General features: G+C 59.5%; 21 protein-coding genes. 7 read left to right on the top strand and 14 right to left on the bottom strand.

Annotated features, from left to right (window positions below):
- Window positions 1-214 precede the first annotated feature (214 nt).
- Window positions 215-949: a DUF899 domain-containing protein gene (locus tag ACRC4F_RS00310; RefSeq protein ID WP_438657590.1), complete on the bottom strand. Its 735-nt coding sequence runs from the start codon at window positions 947-949 to the stop codon at window positions 215-217.
- A gap of 178 nt (window positions 950-1,127) precedes the next feature.
- Between ACRC4F_RS00310 and ACRC4F_RS00305 the strand changes: the two genes are divergently transcribed.
- Window positions 1,128-1,517 (top strand): transcriptional regulator, encoded by a 390-nt coding sequence (locus ACRC4F_RS00305; RefSeq protein WP_438657589.1) that lies wholly within the window; start codon window positions 1,128-1,130, stop codon window positions 1,515-1,517.
- Between the two features lie 125 nt (window positions 1,518-1,642).
- On the opposite strand, the gene ACRC4F_RS00300 is transcribed toward ACRC4F_RS00305, so the two are convergent.
- The 3 genes from ACRC4F_RS00300 to ACRC4F_RS00290 form a co-directional block, all read right to left on the bottom strand.
- Entirely contained in the window at window positions 1,643-2,512 is an 870-nt protein-coding gene (locus tag ACRC4F_RS00300) for a DUF6279 family lipoprotein (protein ID WP_438657588.1), read from the bottom strand.
- Between the two features lie 77 nt (window positions 2,513-2,589).
- Window positions 2,590-3,306, bottom strand: a complete 717-nt coding sequence (locus tag ACRC4F_RS00295) for a TorF family putative porin (RefSeq protein ID WP_438657587.1) — start codon at window positions 3,304-3,306, stop codon at window positions 2,590-2,592.
- Window positions 3,307-3,521: 215 nt separating this feature from the next.
- Window positions 3,522-3,710 (bottom strand): hypothetical protein, encoded by a 189-nt coding sequence (locus tag ACRC4F_RS00290; protein WP_017337097.1) that lies wholly within the window; start codon window positions 3,708-3,710, stop codon window positions 3,522-3,524.
- Between the two features lie 352 nt (window positions 3,711-4,062).
- Here ACRC4F_RS00290 and ACRC4F_RS00285 point away from each other — a divergent pair, with 352 nt between their 5' ends.
- Both ACRC4F_RS00285 and ACRC4F_RS00280 read left to right on the top strand, forming a co-directional pair.
- Entirely contained in the window at window positions 4,063-4,899 is an 837-nt protein-coding gene (locus ACRC4F_RS00285; RefSeq protein ID WP_438657586.1) for a CvfB family protein, read from the top strand.
- Window positions 4,900-5,025: 126 nt separating this feature from the next.
- Window positions 5,026-5,958, top strand: a complete 933-nt coding sequence (locus ACRC4F_RS00280) for a DMT family transporter (protein WP_438657585.1) — start codon at window positions 5,026-5,028, stop codon at window positions 5,956-5,958.
- Here ACRC4F_RS00280 and ACRC4F_RS00275 read toward each other — a convergent pair.
- Window positions 5,903-7,084, bottom strand: coding sequence for an MFS transporter (locus ACRC4F_RS00275; RefSeq protein ID WP_438657584.1), 1,182 nt, complete (start codon window positions 7,082-7,084; stop codon window positions 5,903-5,905). The genes ACRC4F_RS00280 and ACRC4F_RS00275 overlap by 56 nt on opposite strands.
- A gap of 103 nt (window positions 7,085-7,187) precedes the next feature.
- On the opposite strand from ACRC4F_RS00275, the gene ptrR reads away from it, so the two are divergent.
- Both ptrR and ACRC4F_RS00265 read left to right on the top strand, forming a co-directional pair.
- The gene (ptrR, locus tag ACRC4F_RS00270) at window positions 7,188-8,081 is read left to right on the top strand and encodes a putrescine utilization regulator PtrR (protein ID WP_438657583.1); all 894 of its coding nucleotides are present in this window, start codon (window positions 7,188-7,190) and stop codon (window positions 8,079-8,081) included.
- A 139-nt stretch (window positions 8,082-8,220) separates the two neighbouring features.
- Window positions 8,221-8,349 carry a PA1414 family protein gene (locus tag ACRC4F_RS00265; RefSeq protein WP_367083735.1) on the top strand — a complete coding sequence of 43 codons (129 nt, stop codon included), beginning with the start codon at window positions 8,221-8,223 and terminating at the stop codon, window positions 8,347-8,349.
- A gap of 227 nt (window positions 8,350-8,576) precedes the next feature.
- Here ACRC4F_RS00265 and ACRC4F_RS00260 read toward each other — a convergent pair whose 3' ends face one another.
- The 6 genes from ACRC4F_RS00260 to speB form a co-directional block, all read right to left on the bottom strand.
- On the bottom strand, window positions 8,577-8,828 hold the full coding sequence (locus ACRC4F_RS00260; RefSeq protein WP_438657582.1) for an acyl carrier protein: 252 nt from the start codon (window positions 8,826-8,828) through the stop codon (window positions 8,577-8,579).
- A gap of 55 nt (window positions 8,829-8,883) precedes the next feature.
- Entirely contained in the window at window positions 8,884-9,609 is a 726-nt protein-coding gene (locus ACRC4F_RS00255) for an MBL fold metallo-hydrolase (RefSeq protein ID WP_438657581.1), read from the bottom strand.
- Window positions 9,610-9,694: 85 nt separating this feature from the next.
- Window positions 9,695-11,074, bottom strand: a complete 1,380-nt coding sequence (locus ACRC4F_RS00250) for a sodium:solute symporter (protein ID WP_438657580.1) — start codon at window positions 11,072-11,074, stop codon at window positions 9,695-9,697.
- Between the two features lie 231 nt (window positions 11,075-11,305).
- Window positions 11,306-12,817 carry a purine-cytosine permease family protein gene (locus ACRC4F_RS00245; RefSeq protein ID WP_438657579.1) on the bottom strand — a complete coding sequence of 504 codons (1,512 nt, stop codon included), beginning with the start codon at window positions 12,815-12,817 and terminating at the stop codon, window positions 11,306-11,308.
- 54 nt (window positions 12,818-12,871) lie between these two features.
- Window positions 12,872-13,279: a YybH family protein gene (locus ACRC4F_RS00240; protein ID WP_438657578.1), complete on the bottom strand. Its 408-nt coding sequence runs from the start codon at window positions 13,277-13,279 to the stop codon at window positions 12,872-12,874.
- 9 nt (window positions 13,280-13,288) lie between these two features.
- Window positions 13,289-14,239: an agmatinase gene (speB, locus tag ACRC4F_RS00235; protein WP_438657577.1), complete on the bottom strand. Its 951-nt coding sequence runs from the start codon at window positions 14,237-14,239 to the stop codon at window positions 13,289-13,291.
- 406 nt (window positions 14,240-14,645) lie between these two features.
- On the opposite strand from speB, the gene ACRC4F_RS00230 reads away from it, so the two are divergent.
- Entirely contained in the window at window positions 14,646-15,539 is an 894-nt protein-coding gene (locus ACRC4F_RS00230; protein WP_007945995.1) for a LysR family transcriptional regulator, read from the top strand.
- Between the two features lie 4 nt (window positions 15,540-15,543).
- The gene (locus tag ACRC4F_RS00225) at window positions 15,544-16,140 is read left to right on the top strand and encodes a tRNA-uridine aminocarboxypropyltransferase (protein ID WP_438657576.1); all 597 of its coding nucleotides are present in this window, start codon (window positions 15,544-15,546) and stop codon (window positions 16,138-16,140) included.
- A gap of 147 nt (window positions 16,141-16,287) precedes the next feature.
- On the opposite strand, the gene ACRC4F_RS00220 is transcribed toward ACRC4F_RS00225, so the two are convergent.
- From ACRC4F_RS00220 to ACRC4F_RS00210, 3 genes are read right to left on the bottom strand one after another with little or no spacing between them, the layout of a single operon-like run.
- On the bottom strand, window positions 16,288-17,655 hold the full coding sequence (locus tag ACRC4F_RS00220; RefSeq protein ID WP_438657575.1) for an HlyD family type I secretion periplasmic adaptor subunit: 1,368 nt from the start codon (window positions 17,653-17,655) through the stop codon (window positions 16,288-16,290).
- A 9-nt stretch (window positions 17,656-17,664) separates the two neighbouring features.
- Entirely contained in the window at window positions 17,665-19,824 is a 2,160-nt protein-coding gene (locus ACRC4F_RS00215) for a type I secretion system permease/ATPase (RefSeq protein ID WP_438657574.1), read from the bottom strand.
- Between the two features lie 18 nt (window positions 19,825-19,842).
- Window positions 19,843-21,201: a TolC family outer membrane protein gene (locus ACRC4F_RS00210; RefSeq protein ID WP_438657573.1), complete on the bottom strand. Its 1,359-nt coding sequence runs from the start codon at window positions 21,199-21,201 to the stop codon at window positions 19,843-19,845.
- Window positions 21,202-21,368 lie beyond the last annotated feature (167 nt).

Here is a 21,368-nt window from a genome sequence, read left to right as displayed (position 1 = left end):
ACAGCCCCTGCGATGTTCGCTGCCAGCTCATGTTGTGGTCCCCGAACAATCACGTACACCGCTATGAGCGAGCGGTCGAGGGCGATGGCAATCGTTACTACTTCAACTCGCTGTTCGATTGCAGCTACCCGGTGTACACCACGGCCGATGGCGTAATCCGGTCGTGGCGGTTCGAGACATCGCGCCCAGAAGTTGTTATGTGTTTTAGCGCGCACTATCCCCCATGGCAGCAGCTGGATGACGTCTTGTCTTCGTATTTATCGTGGTGCCGCACCCATTCCATGATTTCCTCCTCGTTACGGCCCTTGGGCGTGAGGTCGAGGTAGTTGTAGGCGCCGACCAGCAAATCGAGACCTCGGGCATAAGTGGAATAAGTGTGAAAGATGTCGCCCGTTTCATTGCGATAAAACACGCTGAGACCTGGGAGTTCTTCTTCGGCGCCGTCGGATTTTTCGTAGTTGTAGGTGGCTTTGCCGGCAGCGACGTCTTCGGCTCGGGCGGAGACGCCGAAATCGTAGTTGAAATCGCAGCCTTCTGACGACACCCAGTCAAATTTCCAGCCCATGCGCCGTTTGAAGGCCTGGAATTCGGCGAACGGCGCGTGGGAAACCGCCACCAAGGCGACGTCATGGTGGGCCAAATGCAGGTTGGCGCCGTCGATGTGGTCGGACAGGAATGAGCAGCCGGGGCAGCCTTCGTCCCATCCGGCGGCGAACATGAAGTGGTAGATGACCAATTGGCTGCGGACGCCGAACAGGTCGGCGAGTTTCAGTTCACCTTGGGGGCCCTGGAAGTGGTAGTCCTTGTCGATTTTCACCCAGGGCAGTGCGCGGCGTTCGGCGCTGAGTTTGTCCCGTTCTTTGGTGAAGGCTTTTTCGTGGGCCAGGTGTTGTTTGCGGGCGGAGAGCCATTCTTCGCGGGACACGACGGGATGATTCTGAATGTTCATTGGGATTCTCCTGCGGTGGGGCTGGGAGGTGACTTACACAGCCTAGTCGTTTGACCTGTGCCCAATTCGACATACCGCCGATCGGAGGCCCCGAAAACATCGGCTGAACGGCTGCTCACCGCGCCGGTCACAACTTAGGAAGGCCATCTCACTCACAGGCTTTGGAGGTTGAATCAGGATGACAACTTACAACTGGGATTTGATTGAACGCTTGCTGCACGAAGTGCAGAAAGGTGACAGCAGCTTCACGCCACGACCCTATGCCGAGCAGTACGCGGCTGAGAAAGCTACGGAAGGTGAGGAAACGGAAAACCTCGATCACCTGAAAGCAGTGGCTGGCGAGTACGAAAAGTTACTGTTGGAGCGCGGGTATATCGAGCCTCGGCCGGAAGAGCAGGGCGGCACCGGTTCCAACTATATTTTGACCCAGCGGGGCTCGAGTCTGTTGAGCCTGATCGACAGCAGCATTCCGGGTAATGACCATCCGCGCCAGGTATTGGATGAGCAGGAAGATGCGCTGGATGAGGTGACGTTTGATGAGGTGGCTTCGAAGGCGCAGATTGCCTGAGACCCACCCATTACCAAAGTGGGAGTGAGGCTGCTCGCGATTGCGGAGTGTCATTCGACATCGTCGTTGTCTGATACTCCGCAATCGCGAGCAGGCTCACTCCCACATTTTGATTTGTATTGGGCCTAGCTTTGCTGGGCGGCTTTCAGGCATTTCAAATCGTTGAAATCCTTGCGCACTCCTTCAATTTTCTTCAACAAGCGCTGGCGCTGAGCCGGTGTACTTTCAGCCATCAAATCCACAAACAAGCTTCGTGCCTGTGCTTCAGTGTTGGCAAAAGCCTGACGGTACTCCGGCGTCCATAAACTCTCGCGATTCACCAGAAGCGTCTCGATGCGCTGTGGGAATTGCGGACTCTGGCGCTGCGCAACCGCCGCGCTGAACTGCTTCTGCCAATGGACTCGATTGGCAATCCATTGCGTGTTCTGGTCACCCAACGCATTCGACCATGTCACCACCCGTTGTTGCTGGGTCGGACTGAGCGGGCCAAGCCAGTCATTCAGGCGCTTTTCCATGCGCTCGGCGCGTTGCTTGATCTGCTGATCGAGAGACGGTTTAAGGTAATCCTCTTGGCGTTTGCGCTGGTCCTTGGCGAAGGCGTCGTTCATCTCCGCGACTTGCTTGTCATCCAACCCCTGTAATAACTCGATGGCTGAGGGCGTGATTTCTCGGGCGGTCTGGGCGATGGCGGCTTTGGCTTCCTGAGTGCGGGTTTGCAGCGCGGCATCGGTGACCTGGTTGGTCTCGACCATAGTCTGCAAGCGATCGAGCCAGTCGAGATAGCCCGGCAGTTGCGTAGTGCAGTGCCAGCTCAGGTGTTCACTGAGGCGCTCGTTGAACCAGCCTTTTTGTTCGCCGTTCATGTCCAGGTAGTCGCTGAGCGTCCACGGAATGATCACGTCGAGGTTGCGGTAGGCCAGGCCCACCCGGCTACAGGCGCCGAGGGCGAGACTGAGGGTGATGATGACGGCGAGATACTTCAACCAGCGCGACATGGGCGAATCCTTGCGAAGTTCTGGCTTCTTGGGTGGATTCTTATGTGAACGCAGAATGTGCCCCGCAGTTCAGCCGATCAATAGAAGGCGCGTTCAGCCTTGAGAGTGACCAGCCCGTCGCATTGGCTGTTGTGCCCGGAGTAGGCGGAACAGTCGCTGCCGCTGAGGCTTGAGTCGCTGTAGATCAGGTTGAGGTCGACGCCCATGAACGGCCGCGAAAGTTGTACCGACCAGTCGGTAAAGCTGCCGATATAGCCACCGTCGACCGACGCTGGTGTGTTGAGCTGGTGGGTGGTGTATTTCATGCTGATCCCGATGCCGAATGGCTGGTTACCGCCCAGGTCGGCGAAAACGGTGCTGTTCTGTTTGTCCGGGTCGTTGCTGAACGCGGCGCCGAAGCGGCTGCCGAGAAAGGTCAGGCCACCGAACAGCTCCTGGCTGTCGAGGGTGTCCACTTTTGGATAGCTGTAACGGATCATGCCGACTTCGTACCCGAGGGTGTTATCGAAAGGCTGTTTAAAGCCCATGTAGGAGTCGACTTCCAGGTTGGCTCCCGGCGTCAAGCCCATGCTCGGTGCCCATTGCCCCACGTAAAAACCGCTGTCGTGGCTCAGGTCGAGGCCGCCGTGGAACGAGCCGGTGCTGGAAGGCTTGACCAGACCCTGGGCCATGCTGCGGCTGGGGGTGGTGCCGAGTTTGAGATCGAAGTCACCCAATTCACGCTGGAATATTTGCGCGTTGGCGACGGAACACGACAGTAGGGTGCCGAGCAATAAACAGGAGGGTTTGAGCATGCGTCACTCCATGACAGCGGGGAGCAGGAACGAAAACCTACTGAAACGCTTGATCTAGACGTGTGCAAGCATACCGGCGAATGTTCGGCATCGAGTGCCGTTCGTCGATTTTTGAAATATGGGTGTGATTGGCGGGGTGTTACGAGGGGGTTCCAGTCCAAGCGCTTCGAAGCTCAAAGCGCTTATGGACCAGGTGACGCGGCGGATCTTTGGGGTTACTTCTTGCCCAAAGTGATCTGCTTGGACGGGCCGAACGTCTGGCCGCTGACGCCTTTGGCAATTTGCTGGATCTCGCCGCCGGACTTGAGGAACGCAGCAATCTGGTTGTTGATAGATTCGCTGGTTTCAACGGCTGGAGCTGGCTTTGCTTTGCTGTTGGATGCTTTTACACGCATGGCGGCCATTAACCTGTAGAAAATTAACTTGGCCAGGCATCGTACAGGAAATACTTGACAATTGCTTGGCAAATATCCCCTCAAAATACACATCGTAGGGGCGTAATTCATCACAAGTTATTATCCGAAATACACCCCTAAGCCGCTGTTTTAACTAAAAACGACGGTAGAAAAATAAGATTTTTCGAGGGGCCGGCAAAGGGGATTTTCGCGCGTTCGGCCTGACGAGCGGCCAAACGCCTAAGGCAAAACCCAGGAAAATTAAGGCTTTCAGGAGAATTTCTGCTGTCACCGGGCTGGCCACGGAAACGCCGCCCGCAAAAACGGGTAGAATGCCGCCCACGCAATGAGGGTATTGGAAATGGCTTTAGTCGGGCGCTACAACAGTTTGCAAGTGGTTAAACACACTAACTTCGGTTTATATCTTGACGGTGGCGCGGAGGGCGAGATCCTCCTGCCTAATCGTTATATCCCCAAAGATATTCCCAGTGAAGATGAAGATTGGCTCAACGTTTTTATTTATCTGGACAGCGATGACAAACTCATCGCAACTACCGAAAAGCCGAAAGTTCAGGTCGGTGAATTCGCCAGTTTGAAAGTCGTTGAAGTCAACAGCATCGGTGTTTTCCTGGACTGGGGTCTGCCGAAGGATCTGCTGCTGCCGTACTCCGAAGAAAAACGCCAGATGACGGCCGGTGAATATGTCGTGGTGCATGTCTACCTCGACAAGCACACCCGCCGCATCACCGCGACGGCGCGCCTGGACCGTTACCTCGACAAAACCCCGGCCAACTACACCCCAGGTCAGGAAGTTGATTTGCTGGTAGCCGAAGCGACCGACATGGGCTTCAAGGCGATCATCAACAACAAACACTGGGGCCTGATCCACAAGAACGAAATCTTCAAGTTCATGCGCGCCGGCAAGGAAGAAAAGGGCTTTATCAAAGAAGTCCGTGCCGATGGCAAGATCAGCCTGAGCCTGCAACCGGTAGGCGAAGAAGCCGCCACCAGCCTCAATTCGAAGATCCTCGCCAAGTTGCGTGAAAACAATGGCAGCCTGCCGGTCAGCGACAAGAGCGACCCGACAGTGATTACCAGCATGTTTGGTGTCAGCAAAGGCAACTTCAAGAAAGCCATCGGTGCGCTGTACAAGAATGGCCAGATCGTCATTCATGCCGATCGCATTGAACTAAGCTGACCTCGCATCGGCCCGTGTAATGCGATTACATCGGGCTGGACTGTGACAAAAAGGCCCCGACTTGCGCCGGGGCTTTGTTTTTTACTGTCGGATCACTGCCATGTCGAGTGTTGTCGAGGTCTTCCGGTGAGCGCCACCCGGCGTAGCGCCGATGGGTTTGCCCTGCAAGTGATGATCGGGTTGTGCCTGATCTGGGGCGTGCAGCAGGTGATGATCAAATGGGCGGCGCCCGACATCGCGCCGGTCATGCAGGCGGCGGGGCGGTCGGGTATTTCCGCGTTGCTCGTAGGATTGTTGATCTGCTGGAAGGGCGGCTGGGACCAGGTCGGTAGCACCTGGCGCGGCGGTTTGCTGGCCGGTGCGCTGTTTGGCCTGGAGTTCTTCTTCATCTCCGAAGGCTTGCAACTGACCACGGCCGCACACATGTCGGTGTTTCTCTACACCGCGCCGATTTTCACTGCGTTGGGTGTGCACTGGCTACTGCCGAGCGAACGTTTGAGACCCGTCCAGTGGCTGGGGATTTTCCTCGCCTTTGTCGGGATCGCCATCGCGTTTGCCGGCGGCGTGTCCTGGGACAATCTAGATCACCGCATGTTGATGGGCGATGCATTGGGCGTGCTGGCCGGCGCCTCCTGGGGCGCGACAACGGTGGTGGTGCGCGCCTCGCGACTGTCGGAAGCCCCGGTCACGTTGACCCTGTTTTATCAATTGATCGTCGGATTCGTCGGGCTGCTGCTGATCGCTATCCTCAGTGGCCAGGTGACCCATGTCAGCCTGACCACCGTCGCGGTGGCCAGTGTGTTGTTTCAGGGATTGGTCGTGTCCTTCTTCAGCTACCTGACCTGGTTCTGGTTGTTGCGCCGTTATCTGGCCGCGAACCTGGCGGTGTTTTCGTTCATGACACCGCTGTTCGGTGTCACGTTCGGCGTGGTGTTGCTGGGCGAAGAGTTGAGCCTGAACTTCGTCATCGGTGCCGTGCTGGTGCTGCTGGGCATCACGTTTGTCAGCGCGGAGCAGTGGGTGCGCCGTCGTTTGCGCAAAGCCCTTGGGCAGCAGTGAAAGGACGCAACAACAACCCGCCGGCGACAAGCAAACCGGTGCCGGCGACTACCAGTGCGGGCTGCAAACCACCGCTGAAATGGCTGCTCATCGCCGCCAACAACGGCCCCGCGAGCTGACCCACGGCAAAGCACGCCGTCAGCATCCCGGCGTTGCGTTGAGTGGCGTGGGGCGCCAGTTCCCGGGAGCGCTGCATCACCAATTGCATACAGGCCAGGAACGGCGTGCCGCATAGAATCACCCCCAGCGCCAGGCCCGGCCCGCTGCTCAGCAGGCAGGCGAAGACGCCGGCGGCCTGGAGCCATAAGGTCACAATCAGCCAGTGGCGGGTGCCATTCGTATGGGCTCGACGCAGACTGACCAGCAGCACCCCGATGGCAGACGCCAGGCCGAAGCACGGCCAGAACAGGTCGGCCTGCCATTGGCCATGAAACTGGGCGCTGGCCATTTGCGAGAGAAAAGTGGCGGGGATGATGTAGCCCAAACCGTACAACCCGTAGATCACCCCTAATCGGCCAATGCCTTGATGTCGCGAAGTGACTGCGCTCGGTGCAGCAACGACAGCCTGCGTGGCTTGCGGCAAAAATGGCAGAATTCCCAACAGCATCACCAGTGCGACGACGGCATACACCAGCCACAAGGTTGCAGATGTCTGACCCAGCAGGTGCGAGCCTAAGGCCAACAATCCTGTCAGAAAAATCCCCAGACCCGGTCCGGCAAATACCAAGGCGCCAAGGCGCGGGCGCCCAGCTGCCGCTGCCAGTGGCTGGCTCAACGCCGTAATCATCACCAGCACCCAGGCGCTGGCCACGCCGGTACCGAATCTCAGCACCAGGTGCGACCAGAAGCCGTTGGCCCAGAACGACGCCAGCGTCAGCAGCACACACAGCCACAAACCACCCAGCAGTCGCCGCCAGACCTGTTCGGGGCGGCGAGAGAACATGGCGTCCACGGCGCCGACGAAGTAGCCGAGGTAGTTGGCGGCGGCAATCAGCCCGGCGGCGGTCAGGTCGATCTGACCTTCACTGAGCAAATGCGGCATTTGCGGCGTGAGCGCGAAGCGTCCGATACCCATGGCCATCATCAGGGCAATAAAACTGGCGAGTAAGCGAATCAGCGGAGACATGAATGGGGTTCCGGCAATGGATCAATGACCGTCAGGCTAGGACTGATTGACTTTCTTTTAAAATGAATAATAGTGAGCAACTTGTTCTGAATTGGAGAGCATCGTGGAATTCAGTCAATTGCGGATTTTCCAGGCGGTGGCGCAGGAGGGCTCGATCACCCGTGCTGCCGAACGTTTGCATCGGGTGCCGTCGAACCTGTCGACGCGGCTTAAACAACTTGAAGAGCAGCTGGGCATAGAGCTTTTCGTCCGCGAGCGTCAGCGTTTGCAGTTATCACCTGCGGGAAAAGTCCTGCTGGACTACACCGCCAAGCTGTTCAACTTGCGCGACGAAGCCCAGGCGGCGGTGCAGGGCGGGCAACCGGCCGGTGACTTCGTGCTGGGCACCATGTACAGCACGGCAGCGATTCATCTGCCGGGGTTGCTGGCGCGTTATCACCGCACTTATCCGGCGGTGAACCTGCAAGTGCAATCCGGACCAAGTGGCGAACTGCTTGAAGGCTTGCTCACCGGTCGTCTCGATGCAGCATTGGTGGATGGCCCGCTGGAACTGGCCGGCCTGGACGGCGTGCCGTTATGCGACGAGCGGCTGGTGCTGATCAGCGAGGCCGATCATCCACCCATTCGCAGTGCGCTGGATGTGGAAGGGAGGTCGGTGTTTACCTTTCGTCAGGGCTGCGCGTACCGGATGCGTCTGGAAGCCTGGTTCGCCCATGACCACGCGGCCATGGGCCGGGCGATGGAGATCGAGTCCTATCCGGGAATGTTGGCGTGTGTGATTGCCGGTTCTGGCGTGGCGCTGATGTCGGAGTCGATGCTCGCCAGCCTGCCGGGCCGCGAAAGCGTGGCGGTGCACCCGTTGGCGGAGCCGTTTGCCCACGCGACGACCTGGTTGATGTGGCGCAAGGGCATGGTCGGGGCCAACCTGAATGCGTGGATTGAGCAGCAACAGACGGTTTATCCGTCGGCGCCAATGCAGGCTTCGGCGATTGCTTGAACTATCGGTCAGGTATTTTGATCAATTCAGTAACAGATCATTGCGGATTTGGGCGAGCAATACGTAGGACTTCGGACTATTATCAGTGCGAAGCGGCCTCAGAATTCCGGTCGCTCGGCACTACCCTGGAGGGGGCACCATGAAAGATAAAATCCAAAACTGGCTGCACGATCTGGGTGTTGCACTCGGTTTGATTGAACCGCCTCTGCAACCTGTGCCTATTCGCACTGACGACGAACAGCGTCGACGCCAGCCGCGCCGCCGTTAAGTCTGACCCGCACTGGCTAAAACCTGGACAATCCTCTGTGGCGAGGGAGCTTGTTGTGGCGAGGGGATTTATCCCCGTTCGGCTGCGAAGCAGTCGTAAATAGCTTGACGCGGTCAATCAGATATAACCCGGTTGAATGGTCTTGGGGCTGCTCCGCAGCCCAACGGGGATAAATCCCCTCACCACAGGTCGGCGGGTGCCAAACAGTCCGTGGTTGGCAGTCCGTATCAATCCCGCCCAATCTCTATCAAAAATCGACTCAAATCATTCGCCGTCCTCGCATCCTTGAGCATCCGGTCTTCTTCCGCTGTAAACGCCGTCAACCCCAGCTCATCCTCAAGATGGAAGATCAGCTCTTCGATATCCTGTTTATCCAATCCCAACTGCGCCAGGCTGGCGTTGTCGTCGAAGTCATCCCGACCCTCCAGCAGGCGGCTGATGAAACGATGCACGGCGGCACGAACGGCAGCTCTTTTCATGGTCGTTCTTCGAGGGCGTTATTGTTGTTGTCCTTGCGCTTGAGTACAGCAGGCTTCAGGCGTGTGAGCGCTGCCACTCGTCAATGATCGTGCGCAAATGCTCCCCGGAAAAACTCCCGAAATGTCCGCCATGCACCGTGCGGATCGGCAGCGCGCGCAAGCGTTGCAGGCTGCGGGCGTAGTCGTCGAGATTAGAGTGATAGGCGTCTTCGATCAGCGGCCCGTCGTAAATGATGTCGCCGCTGAACAGGGTCTCGGTCGCCGCTTCGTACAGGCTGATGCCACCTGGTGAATGCCCCGGCGTGTGCAGCACGTGCAGCACGCGATTGCCTAGATCCAGGACGTCGCCTTCTTCAATCATCCCCGTGGCCGGCGCGGCTTTGACCCGGTATTCGGCGTAGCACAGCGGGCAGTCCGGATGCGCCTCGAACATCTCGTCACCGACGAACGCCCGGCTCAAATCGTTTTCGCCGTCAGGTGCCGCGAGGATGTCGGCCTCGGCCGGATGCACCAGCCGCTCCGGAAATTCGTGGTGACCGGCGATGTGGTCGAAATGGCAATGACTGGCCACCGCCACCAATGGCCGCTCGGTGATCCATGGCAGTTGTTCGCGCAGGCTCACCAGCCCGGAACCGCTGTCTAGCAACAAGTCCTTGTCGCGCCCCTGAATGTGCCAGAGGTTGCAGCGATAGAAGGGCCGGATGTAAGGCTCGTGAATCAGCCGAATGCCGTCACTGAGCTGTTTGACCTCGAACCACTGATCGCGGCTGACGATCTTCATAAGCAGTTTTCTCCAGGCGAAAAAAAACGGGTGTGGCAACCGACGCCACACCCGTCGAAGAAAGCATCAAGTCGTTATGTTCAGCTTAGGCGGCGCTGGCCACGGTTGCCGGACGAGGGGACAGCAAACTGACCACCACGAAACTCACCAGACCTACGGCGAGGCTGTAGTAGATCGGGGTGTTGGCGTCCATTCCGTCCTTGAACATGAACAGCAGCGCAGTGGCAAAGCCCATGCCCATGCTGGCGATGGCGCCGGCGGTGGTTGCGCGCTTCCAGAAGATTGCACCGATCAGCGGGATCAGCATGCCGCCCACCAGCAGGTTGTAAGCAAGCGTCAGGGCGCTGATCACGTCGTTCACCACCAGCGCGATACCCAGCACGGCGATGCCGGTCAGCAGGGTGAACAGGCGGTTGATGCCCAGGCTCGACTGTTTGCCGCCGCGCAGTTTCGGCAGCAGGTCTTCGGTCAGGGTAGTAGCGGCGGCAAGCAGGCCGGCGCTGGCGGTGGACATCATGGCGGCCAGTGCAGCGGCGATCACCAGGCCACGGATACCGTCCGGCAGGGACAGTTTGACGATGGCGGCGAAGGCGTTGTTGACGTTGTCCAGGTCCGGGATCAGCACATGAGCGGCCATGCCGATCAGGGCGCAGGCCAGTCCGTAAAGGATGCAGTAGAAGCCTGCGAACGTACCGGCGACTTGAGCAACCTTGGCGCTCTTGACGGTGAACACACGCTGCCAGATGTCCTGGCCGATCAGGATCCCGAAGAAGTAGATCATGAAGTAGGTGATGATGGTGTCCCAGCCAATCGTGGTGAAGCTGAAGGCGGTGGCCGGCAGTTTCAACACCAACTCATCCCAACCACCGACGCGGTACAGGCAGATCGGCAAGAGGATGAACATCAGGCCCACGGTCTTGATGACGAACTGGACGATGTCGGTCAGGGTCAGGGACCACATGCCGCCGATCGCCGAATAGATCACCACCACGCCACCGCCGACCAGTACCGACAGCCAGAACGGCAGGTCGAACAGCACTTGCAGCACGGTGCCAATGGCCAGGATCGAAACCACGCCGATCATCAGCGCGTACGCCAGCATGATCACCGCGCTCGCGGTGCGGGCCATCGGGTTATAGCGCTTCTCCAACACCTGGGTAACGGTGTAGATCTTCAGTTTGAGCAGCGGTTTGGCGAGGAACAGGTTCAGCGCGACGATCCCGCAACCGAGAGCCGCGCAGAGCCAGAAGCCGGAGATGCCATGGACGTAGCCCAGGCGCACGGTGCCGACGGTAGAGGCGCCGCCCAGAACGGTAGCGGCCATGGTGCCCATGTACAGGCTCGGGCCGAGGTTACGACCGGCGACCAAAAAGTCTTCGTTGGTCTTGGCCTTGCGCATGCCGTAGTAGCCGAGTATCAGCATCGCGGCGGCGTAGATGAGTACGACGAATAAATCCAAAGCCATGATGGCGTGTCTCCGATTGTCTTTTTTATGGTGAGGCTGAAATCAATGTGGCAATCAGGCCGCTTTTTGTGGCGAGGGAGCTTGCTCCCGCTGGGCTGCGAAGCAGCCCCAGATCCTGCAACCGCGTTTCTTCAGGAGAAACGCCATTAGCCTGTCTTGCGACTGCTGCGCAGTCGAGCGGGAGCAAGCTCCCTCGCCACAGAGGTTCCGTTGACCACCGTGTGTTTTTAATCAGGCGGCTTGTCGCATCGCCGGTTTACCGAGCGAATCCGTGCCCTTGCTGCGTGCATCATTCGGCCCGAACACCGCAGCCGGTTCCGGGAACAGGCTCAGCAGCGTCAGGTACACCAGCGACGCGAGGCCGAGGGTCACCGGCAGGCTGATGTCGATGCCGCCCGCCAGTTCACCCAGCGGGCCAACGAATTGCCCCGGCAGGTTCACAAAGCACAAACCGACCAGTGCACTCGGGATCCAGGCACCCAGCCCACGCCAGTTCCAGCCATGCGTGAACCAGTAGCGACCGCCTTTCTCACCGCGGGTGAACACTTGCAGGTCATCCGGGCAATAGAAGCCGCGGCGCACCAGCAGACCGATGATCATGATCACCATCCACGGGGTGGTGCAGGTGATGATCAGCACGGCGAAGGTCGACACGCTCTGCACCAGGTTCGCCGCAAAGCGCCCGATGAAGATGAAGGCAATCGACATCACGCCGATCAGCAACGTCGCCTTGACCCGCGACAGCACCCGTGGGAACACGCTGGACATGTCCAGTCCTGTGCCATACAGCGAAGTGGTGCCAGTGGACATGCCGCCGATCACTGCAATCAGGCACACCGGCAGGAAGAACCAGCTCGGCGAAACCGCGAGCAGGCCGCCGACGTAGTTGTTGGCCGCAATGTAGTCCGGAGCCTTGATCGCGACGATGGTCGCGGTGGCGAGGCCGAACAGAAACGGGATGAACGTTGCGATCTGCGAGATCACCACGGCGGCCATGATCCGACGCTTGGAAGTGGCACGCGGGATGTAGCGCGACCAGTCACCAAGGAACGCGCCGAAGGAAATCGGGTTGCTCATGGCGACCAGTGCAGCGCCGATGAAGGCTGCCCAGAAACCCGGTTGCCCCATGCTCACGGTGCCGGCGTAGTTCACATCAAACGGACCGACGAAGGCGAAGATGCCCAGCAGGAACAGCAGGCTGGCGCTCCACACGGCGATCTTGTTGACCCACAGCAGGAAGCGGAAGCCATAGATGCACACCGTCAGCACCAAAATCGCAAACAGGCCGTAGGCCAAGCCCAGGGTCAGGTCGGTTTCAGGCAAACCGATCAGGCGTTTGGCGCCACCGATCAGCGCATCACCCGAACTCCACACCGAGAGCGAGAAGAAGGCGATGGCGGTCAGCAGCGACAGGAACGAACCGACGATCCGCCCGTGCACGCCGAAGTGCGCACCGGAAGACACGGCGTTGTTGGTGCCATTGAGAGGCCCGAACAGGCCCATTGGCGCGAGGATCAGCGAGCCCAGCAGTACGCCCAGCACAATCGCCCAGACGCCCGCCTGAAAAGACAGGCCGAACAGCACCGGGAAACTGCCGAGCACGGCGGTGGCAAAAGTGTTGGAACCGCCGAAGATCATCCGGAACAAGTCCGTCGGGCCTGCGGTGCGTTCGTTGTCCGGGATCTGTTCGACCCCGTGGGTTTCTATTTGCGTAAGGCTTTGGTCTTTGTTGTTGTTATTCATGATCAGCTCCGATCATAAAGGCGCGCTCATCGTGTGTGAGCGTCACCTGTTTGGCTAAGGGGTTGGCAGCCCTTCCGGCATCGCGGACAAATGTTCATGGCAGGCCAGCCATAGGCCTTGTTGTTGTCGGCGAAACACAATCGTCTCGCGCTCCTGGCTGAAGTGTTGCTCCCCTTGCATGCGCAGCTCGGTGGCCACGTCATGGATGAAAATCGCCACGTCACCCTGCAGGCTGACGAAAGCGTTGCTTGAGGTGCACGCAAGCACCTCGAAGCCGTCCTCGGCGCGCCAGGTGTCCCACAACGCCTGATAGGCATCGCGCGACAGCAGGGGCTGCTCGAGGGTGTAGAACACGAAGCTGGCATCGGCGCTGAACGCGCCGAAGTAGGCTTCGCGATCGTTACGGGCGAAGGCTGACACCAGATCGGCGGCGGCCTTCAGAACCTGATCGCGTTCGTTCATGACCGATCCTCAGCGGTGAGCCACGCCAGGCAGTACGCAGAGCATTTCGTACAGCAAGTTGGCGGCCAGCAGCGAGGTGTTGCCGGTGGTGTCGTAAGCGGGCGAGACTTCTACCAGATCGCAGCCGATCAGGTCGAGGCCTTGGCAGCCGCGAACGATCTCAATCGCCTGAATGGTCGTCAGACCACCGATTTCCGGGGTGCCGGTGCCTGGGGCCCAGGCCGGGTCGATGCCGTCGATGTCAAACGTCAGGTACACCGGACCGCCGCCGACTTTCTCGCGAACTTCAGCCATCAGCGGGGCCAGGGATTTGTGCCAGCACTCTTCAGCCTGAACCACACGGAAGCCCTGTTTACGGCTCCAGTTAAAGTCTTCGGAGGTGTAACCCTGAGCGCGCAGACCGATTTGCACCACGCGGTCACAGTCGATCAACCCTTCTTCGGCGGCGCGACGGAAGGTGGTGCCGTGGGCGACTTTCTCGCCAAACATGTGATCGTTCACATCGGCGTGAGCGTCGATGTGCACCAGGCCGACCTTGCCGTGCTTCTTATGAATCGCACGCAGGATCGGCAGGGTGATGGTGTGGTCGCCGCCCAGGGTCAGCGGGATCACGTTGTGTTCGAGGATGGCGTCGTAGGATTCTTCGATGATCCGCACGGCATCCAGCAGGTTGAACGTGTTGATCGCCACGTCGCCGATGTCGGCAACCGACAGCGAGTCGAACGGTGCAGCGCCGGTGGCCATGTTGTATGGACGGATCATCACCGATTCAGCGCGGATTTCGCGAGGTCCGAAACGGGTGCCGGGGCGCAGCGAGGTGCCGATGTCCAGTGGGACGCCAACGAAGGCAGCATCCAGACCGGCAGCGGTAGGCACGTGGGGGAGTCGCATCATGGTGGCGATGCCGCCGAAGCGCGGCATTTCATTGCCGCCCAGTGGTTGGTGAAGAATCTTGTCCACGGGTAAGGCCTCATCGTCGTTGTTTTATTTATGTCGGTTGCGCCGCTCCGGGGAGGTTCGGGCACCGTAGGGGGCCGATTCTGCGAAATGTAGTGGCCGGGAAGAATCGCTACGGGCAAATACTTAGTTCAGATTTTTCTAAACTAATGGGTAGAGTGGGATTAGACTTCGCGACAGCGAGATTTGTGGTGGGATCAAGATCGACCCCTCACCCCAACCCTCTCCCCAAGGGGGAGAGGGGGAAAGGGAGCCGATCTCCATGCTCTTCAAAATTTGAGTTCGGCTCGATAATTCAGGTCGCTGGATCCCGCAGAACACCTCGATCAGCCCCCTCGCCCCTCTGGGGAGAGGGTTGGGGTGAGGGGTGGATTTAACAGACCACACATGATTCGAGCCCGGAGCCCCCATGGCCAACGCTTTACCTGACCTGAAACTCCTGCGCATCTTCGTCAGCGTGGTCCGTCATCAGGGTTTCGCCAACGCCCAGCAAGAGCTCAACCTCTCGACCTCGGCGATCAGCACCTACATGAGCCAGCTCGAAGCCGCCCTTGGCCTGGTGCTCTGCCATCGCGGTCGCGGTGGTTTCAGCCTGACCAGCAAGGGCGAACTGTTCCATCAGGAAACGCTGCGCCTGCTCGGCGAGCTTGAAGGCTTCGAACAATACGCGGCGGCGTTGAAGGGCGAACTGCGCGGCACGCTGAACCTGGGCGTGATCGACTCGACCGTCAGCGACAAGGCCTTGCCCTTCGCCGAAGCCATCGGTGCCTACAGCCAGGAACACCCGGCCGTGCATTTGCACCTGTCGGTCATGAGCCCCTACGAATTGCAGCTCGGCGTGCAGGACAACCGTCTCGACCTGGCCATCGGTGCGTTTTCCACGCGCATGAGCGGCCTGGTTTACATGCCGCTTTATCGCGAACAACACTGGCTTTATTGCAGCAGTCGTCATCCGCTGTTCACCGAGCGGCGCATCCCCGAGCAAGTCATCACCCAGCAGCGCATGGTGGGCCGTGGGTACTGGAGCCAGGCCGAACTGGCCCGTCACGGTTTCAAGCACAGCGCCGCCACCGTGGAAAGTATGGAGGCGCAGCTGATTCTGGTGCTCTCCGGCGCCTATATCGGTTACCTGCCGGAACACTACGCCCAGGCATGGGCGGACAAGGGCGATTTGCGCGTGTTGCTGCCCGCGACTTTTGGTTATCAGGCGCCGTTCTCGATGATCGTGCGCCGTGGCCGCAGTCGCGAGCCGCTGATCCAGACCTTCCGCGATCTGCTTAAAGCACAACTGAACCAGGCTTGAGAACATGTCCAGAATCCAGTGCCCGCGCTGCCTGCGCCCACAAACCCATTGCCTGTGCCCGTTGATCCCGAGCCTCGACAGCCGCACGCGGGTGCTGCTGTTGCAGCATCCGAGCGAAGTGAACCATGCGCTGAACACGGCGCGACTGGCCGCGTTGGGCTTGAAGAATGCCGAATTGATTGTGGGAGAGGTGTTCGAGGACTTGCCGACGTTGTTGAACCCACCGGGGTATCAGGCGCGATTGTTGTTTCCTGCCGACGATGCGCAGTCGTTGCAGGCTTACACCGCAAATGACCAACCGCTATTGCTGGTCGTCCCGGACGGCACCTGGCGCAAAGCGCGCAAGATGTTGCACCTCAATCCGTTGCTGGCGGCGCTGCCGAGGGTGACGTTGGCGGACGGCGGGGTTTCAAGATATCGCCTGCGCAAAGCCCCGGCGCCGGGGGCGTTGTCGACGGTGGAGGCGATTGTACAGGCGTTGCAGACGCTGGAAGCGCCGACGACGTTCGAGCCGCTGTTGAAACCGTTCGAGGCGTTGATCGAGGGGCAGATTGCGGCGATGGGGGAGGAGACCTACCAGCGCAATCATGGCGACAGATAAGTATTGTCTGTACCGGCCCCATCGCTAGCAGGCTAGCTCCCACATTTGATCAGTTGTGAATACAAACATGTATTCACTCCAGGTTCCCTGTGGGAGCTAGCCTGCTAGCGATAGCCATTGCACCGTCAATGAAGATTCCGGCCGAATCTATCGCTCCCGCATCGCCTCTGTCCGTGCTTTCAACACCGGTTTCAGCAAGTAATCCAGCACACTTTTCTCCCCCGTGATGATGTCCACCGTCGCCACCATCCCCGGAATAATCAGCAATGGTTTCACATCCCCACCCAAATGATTCTTGTCGGTCCTCACTTGGATCAAATAAAAGCTGTTGCCCTTGTCATCAGTGATCGTGTCCGCACCAATCAACTCCAGCTTGGCAGTCAACCCGCCATAAATCGTGTAGTCGTACGCGCTGAATTTCACCATCGCCTTCTGCCCCGGATGCAGAAACGCCACGTCCTGCGGCCGCACCTTGGCTTCGATCAGCAAGTTGTCTTCAATGGGTACGATTTCCACCATGTCGCTGCCCGGTTGAACCACGCCGCCGATGGTATTGACCTTCAGCACCTTGATAATCCCGTGTACCGGCGACACCACAGTGGTGCGGGTCACGCGGTCATCGATGGCGATACTCGACGCTGTGATTTTTGACAGGTCGGTACGTTTTTCATTCAGCTCTTTCGCTGCGTCCGAGCGGAAGGATTGCTCCGATTCATCAATCTTGCTTTTGATCTCGTTGATCGCCGATTCCGCCCGGGGAATCGCCAGCGTTGTCGCGTTCAGCGAGCCGCGAATCTCCACCGCGCTGCGTTTGAGTCGCAGGATTTCCACCGGCGAAACCGCCCCGGTGCCCACCAGCGGCGCAGACATGTTCATCTCTTGTTGCAGCAGCGCCAGGCTCGAACTGAACTGCCCCTGCTTGGAGCGGAATTCCGCCAGTTCCTGAGTCTTTTGCCGCAGTTGTTCGGTCAGCGTCCGTTGCTCACTGGCCAGTCGGCGCTGGCGTTGTTCGTACAGCGATCGCTCGTCCTCGGCCACTTGCGGGGCCTTGGCGATCACTTCAGGCGACAGCTTGAACGGCCGGCCTTCCGCTTCGGCGGACAGACGTTCCACCTGCGCGGTCAACGCATAACGATCCGCCTCGCTCTCGCCCTTGTTCGACAGAAACCGCGTGTCATCCAGGCGCAGCAAGGTGTCGCCCTTGTTCACCATTTGCCCTTCGCGCACGAAGATCTCGGTGACGATGCCGCCCTCCAGGTTCTGGATCACCTGGACCTTGCTCGACGGGATCGCCTTGCCTTCGCCCATGGTGACTTCTTGCAGTACCGCAAACTTTGCCCAGACCACTGCGGTGACAATCAACCCGGCGGCCAGCCAAACGGTGATCCGCGACCAGCGCGGCGAATCCTGCAGCGAGGCGCCTGCCGTTTCCGGCATGAATTCGCTTTCGGCGGTTTTGCCGAAGCTGCCGAAGTAGCCCCGGTCTAGCGACTTGTCCGATGATGAACGGGCCATGGGTAGCTCCTAGACAGCCGCAGAGCCGACACGGCCCTTGCGCAGTGCATCGATGACCGCTTCTTTCGGACCGTCGGCAACGATCCTCCCGTTGTCCAGCACCAGCAACCGATCCACCAGGCTGAGCATTGAGGTGCGGTGAGTCACCAGCAACAAGGTTTTGCCCTGCACCCAGCCGTGGAGTTTTTGCCGCAAAACGTCTTCGCTGCTGTTGTCCATGGCGCTGGTGGGTTCGTCGAGCAGCATGATCGGCGGATCCAGCAACAAGGCCCGGGCCAGCAGCACGGCCTGACGTTGACCGCCGGACAGCAACTGCCCGCGTTCACCGACGGGCCGGTCAAAACCTTGCGGATGCTGACGTGCCAGCTCGGTGACGCCGGTCAGTTCGGCAACTTCGAGCATCCTTGAATCGCTGATGTAGCGGGCGCCAAGGGTCAGGTTGTCGCGCAGGCTGCCCGCCAGCAGCGGCAGGTCATGGGCGACGTAACCGATTTGCTGGCGCAGGTCGGCGACATCGAGTTGCCGCAGGTCCAATCCATCGAGCAACAACTGACCTTCTTCCGGCGCATAGAACCCCATTACCAGGCGCGCCAGGGTGCTTTTGCCCGAGCCGCTGCGCCCGATGATGCCGATCCGCTCGCCGGGTTTGATGCTGAAGCTGACGTTGGCCAGGGCCGGGGCATTCTGGCCGTTGTAGTGGAAGGTCACGCCGCTGACGTCCAATGCACCTTGCAGTTGCGTGCGCTCCAGCGGCCGCTGTTTGGCGTCGCGCTCTTGCGGCAAGGACATCAGCGCATCAGTGCTTTTCATGGTTAGTTGCGCTTGCTGGTAGCGGGTGATCAAACCAGCGATCTGCCCCAAAGGGGCGAGTACGCGGCTGCCGAGCATGTAGGTCGCCACGAGCGCACCGACGCTGAGGTTGCCGGCGATGATGCTGTAGACCCCGGCGACGATGGTCGCCATACCGGAGAATTGCTGGATGAACAGCGTGCCGTTGGTGGCCAGCGCCGAAAGATTGCGCGCATGGCTGTCGAGGCGGGTGAGGGCGCCGTGAGTGCTTTCCCATTTGTGCTGGCGTTCACTTTCGGCGCTGCACGCTTTCAGGGTTTCCAGGCCGCCGAGGGTTTCGATCAGCAGGGCCTGGCGTTCGGCACCGAGGCTCAGACTTTTCTGCACGGTGTCGCGCAGGCGCACCTGGATCACCATCGCGAAGATGATCGTGATCGGAAAGGCGAGCAGCGGGATCACCACCAGCCAGCCGCCGAGCAGGCCGATCACCACCAGCATCAGCACGGCAAAGGGCAGGTCGATCAGGCTGGTCAGGGTGACGGCGGTGAGGAATTCGCGCAGGCCCTGGAAGTCATGGATGCTCTGGGCGAATCCGCCGATGGTCGCTGGCCGTGCCTTCATCGCCATGCCGGTGATGCGTTCGAACAAAGTCGCGGAAAGAATGACATCGGTTTTCTTGCCGGCGGTGTCCAGCAAATGCGCGCGGACCACCCGCAACACCAGTTCGAAACCGGTGCCGATCAGCAAGCCGATCGACAGCACCCACAAGGTCGAGGTGGCCTGGTTCGGCACCACGCGATCGTAGGTTTGCATCACGAACAGCGGCACCATCAACCCCAAAAGGTTGATCAGGAAACTCGCCAGAATCGCATCGCTGTACAGCCATTTCGACAGCTTCAAGGTGTCGCGAAACCACGCCTCGACGCGGGGCACCAGCGGCGAGCGCAAGTCTTCCAGTTCATGACGTGGCCGGGCGAACAACGCCTGGCCACTGTAATTTTCGGCCAGCTCTTCCCGGCTGACCCATTGTTCACCACCGTCCGCTTCGCTGGGCAGAATCAGCAACCGGCCGTCATCGCCGAAGCGTCGCAGGATGGCGGTGCGGCCATTGTTAAGGATCAGCATCACGGGCAGGTTGAGCGCCGAAATGTCCGCCAGTTCGCGGCGTAATACGCGCGCCTGCAAACTGGCCCGGGCGGCGGCGCGGGGCAGCAGATCCAGGCTCAAGCGCTGCTTGTTCAGCGGCAGCCCGGCACTCAGGCTGGCGCGACTGACCGTCGCGCCGTGGAGTTTGCAGAGGATCAACAGACCGTCCAGAAGCGGGTCATCGAAGCTCAGGCGCGGATCGACACCGATGTTGCCGGGTTCCATGCTGGTCAATTTGATCTCTCCACAGGCCTACTTCAGTTCAGGCAAACGGGCTTCGTTTTTCACTTCGGTGGAGGCGATCGCATCGGCGGGCAGTACCACCCGTTGTTTGCTCAGCAACTGGCCCATGTTCGCCAGCACGCGGTACATCGAATACTCCTCGGTGTAGCGCACTTCGGTGTAGCGGCGATTGGCGTTGTAGAGCTCGTTTTCACTGTCGAGCAAGTCGAGCAGAGTGCGTTGGCCGAGGCCGAACTGATCCTGATAGGCCACGCGCACACGCCGGCTGGTATCCGCGTATTCGCGCGCTGTCGGGGTTTGCTTCTTGGCGTTGACCATGGCGTTCCAGGCCAAGTGGATGTTCTCGTTGAGTTGGCGCAGCGCGTTGTTGCGGATGTCCATCGCCTGGTTGATCTGATGCGCATTGGACTGCAGGCGCGCCTTGTCGCTGCCACCGCGGAACAGGTTGTAGTTCATCACCACACCCACGCGCCATTCGTTGTCGTGGCCTTCATCGCCTTGCACGTTATTGTTTGCGCCTACCGCCGCTTCGGCATCGAAACGTGGGTAGAACGGCGACTTGGAGACTTCGTACTGGCTCTCGGCCGATTGCACGTCAGCCTGGGCGGATTTCAGGTACGGGTTGTTTTCCACCATGCTCTGCTGGGCTTCCGGCAGGCTGGCAGGCAGTTCGCCACGGATTGATGGCAGCGTTTCGAGTTCATCGGGCAGACGCCCCACAACGGCGGCGAAATTCGACTCGGCATCCGCCAGATCGACTTCAGCGGTGTCGAGGTTGTTCTGAGCCAGTGCCCGGCGAGCAGTGGACTGGTCGGAGTCGGCGTTACTGCCGACGCCACGCTGGGTACGCAAGCCAATCTGGTCGTTGACCCGCAGGTGAGCCTGCAGGTTGTTGGTGGCCAGGGTCACCAGTTCGCGGCGCTTGAGCACTTCGAGGTAGACCTCGATGGTGCGCAATGCCAGATCCTGGGCGGTACCTTGCGCGTAATAAGCCCGGGAGTTGACCACCCCTTTGGTGCGTTCGACTTCGTTCGCGGTGTTGAAACCGTCGAACAGCATCTGCCGCAGACGCAGCTCCGATTGGGTGTAGGTGAGGATTTCGGTGTGGTGATTGCCGAACGCCCGGGTGTTGGTGTTATCGCTGTACCCGCGCCCGTAGGCGGCGTTCAGGTCCACCGATGGATAAAAGCCCCCCTTGGCAACTTTCACTTGCTCGTCTGCCGAGAGACGGCTGTCCACCCGCGACGCCAGTTCCGGGTGGGTTGCAATGGTGCTCTGGATCGCCTCGGTCAACGACATGGCTTGAGCCTGGGATGTGCAGGCCATGGCCAGCAGAATTGCGCTGCATAGGGGGGTTAAAACGCGCATGGGTACATCTCCCTGAAGTCCTGATGGTACTTTATCAGTCGCCAATTATTTGACGGCATTTATAGGTAAAACCGTTTCATGCTTGTAACAACGTAGCTAAGAACATTCTAGAGCGTAGCTAAGAAATTTTTTTCATAACGGTTATTCCAAAAAAAACTTATGCGCTC

This window comes from Pseudomonas sp. (assembly GCF_051660785.1).
GTDB lineage: Bacteria > Pseudomonadota > Gammaproteobacteria > Pseudomonadales > Pseudomonadaceae > Aquipseudomonas.
The sequence above is the reverse complement of the archived record's forward strand: the minus strand, read 5'-3'. Positions and strand labels throughout refer to the sequence as shown.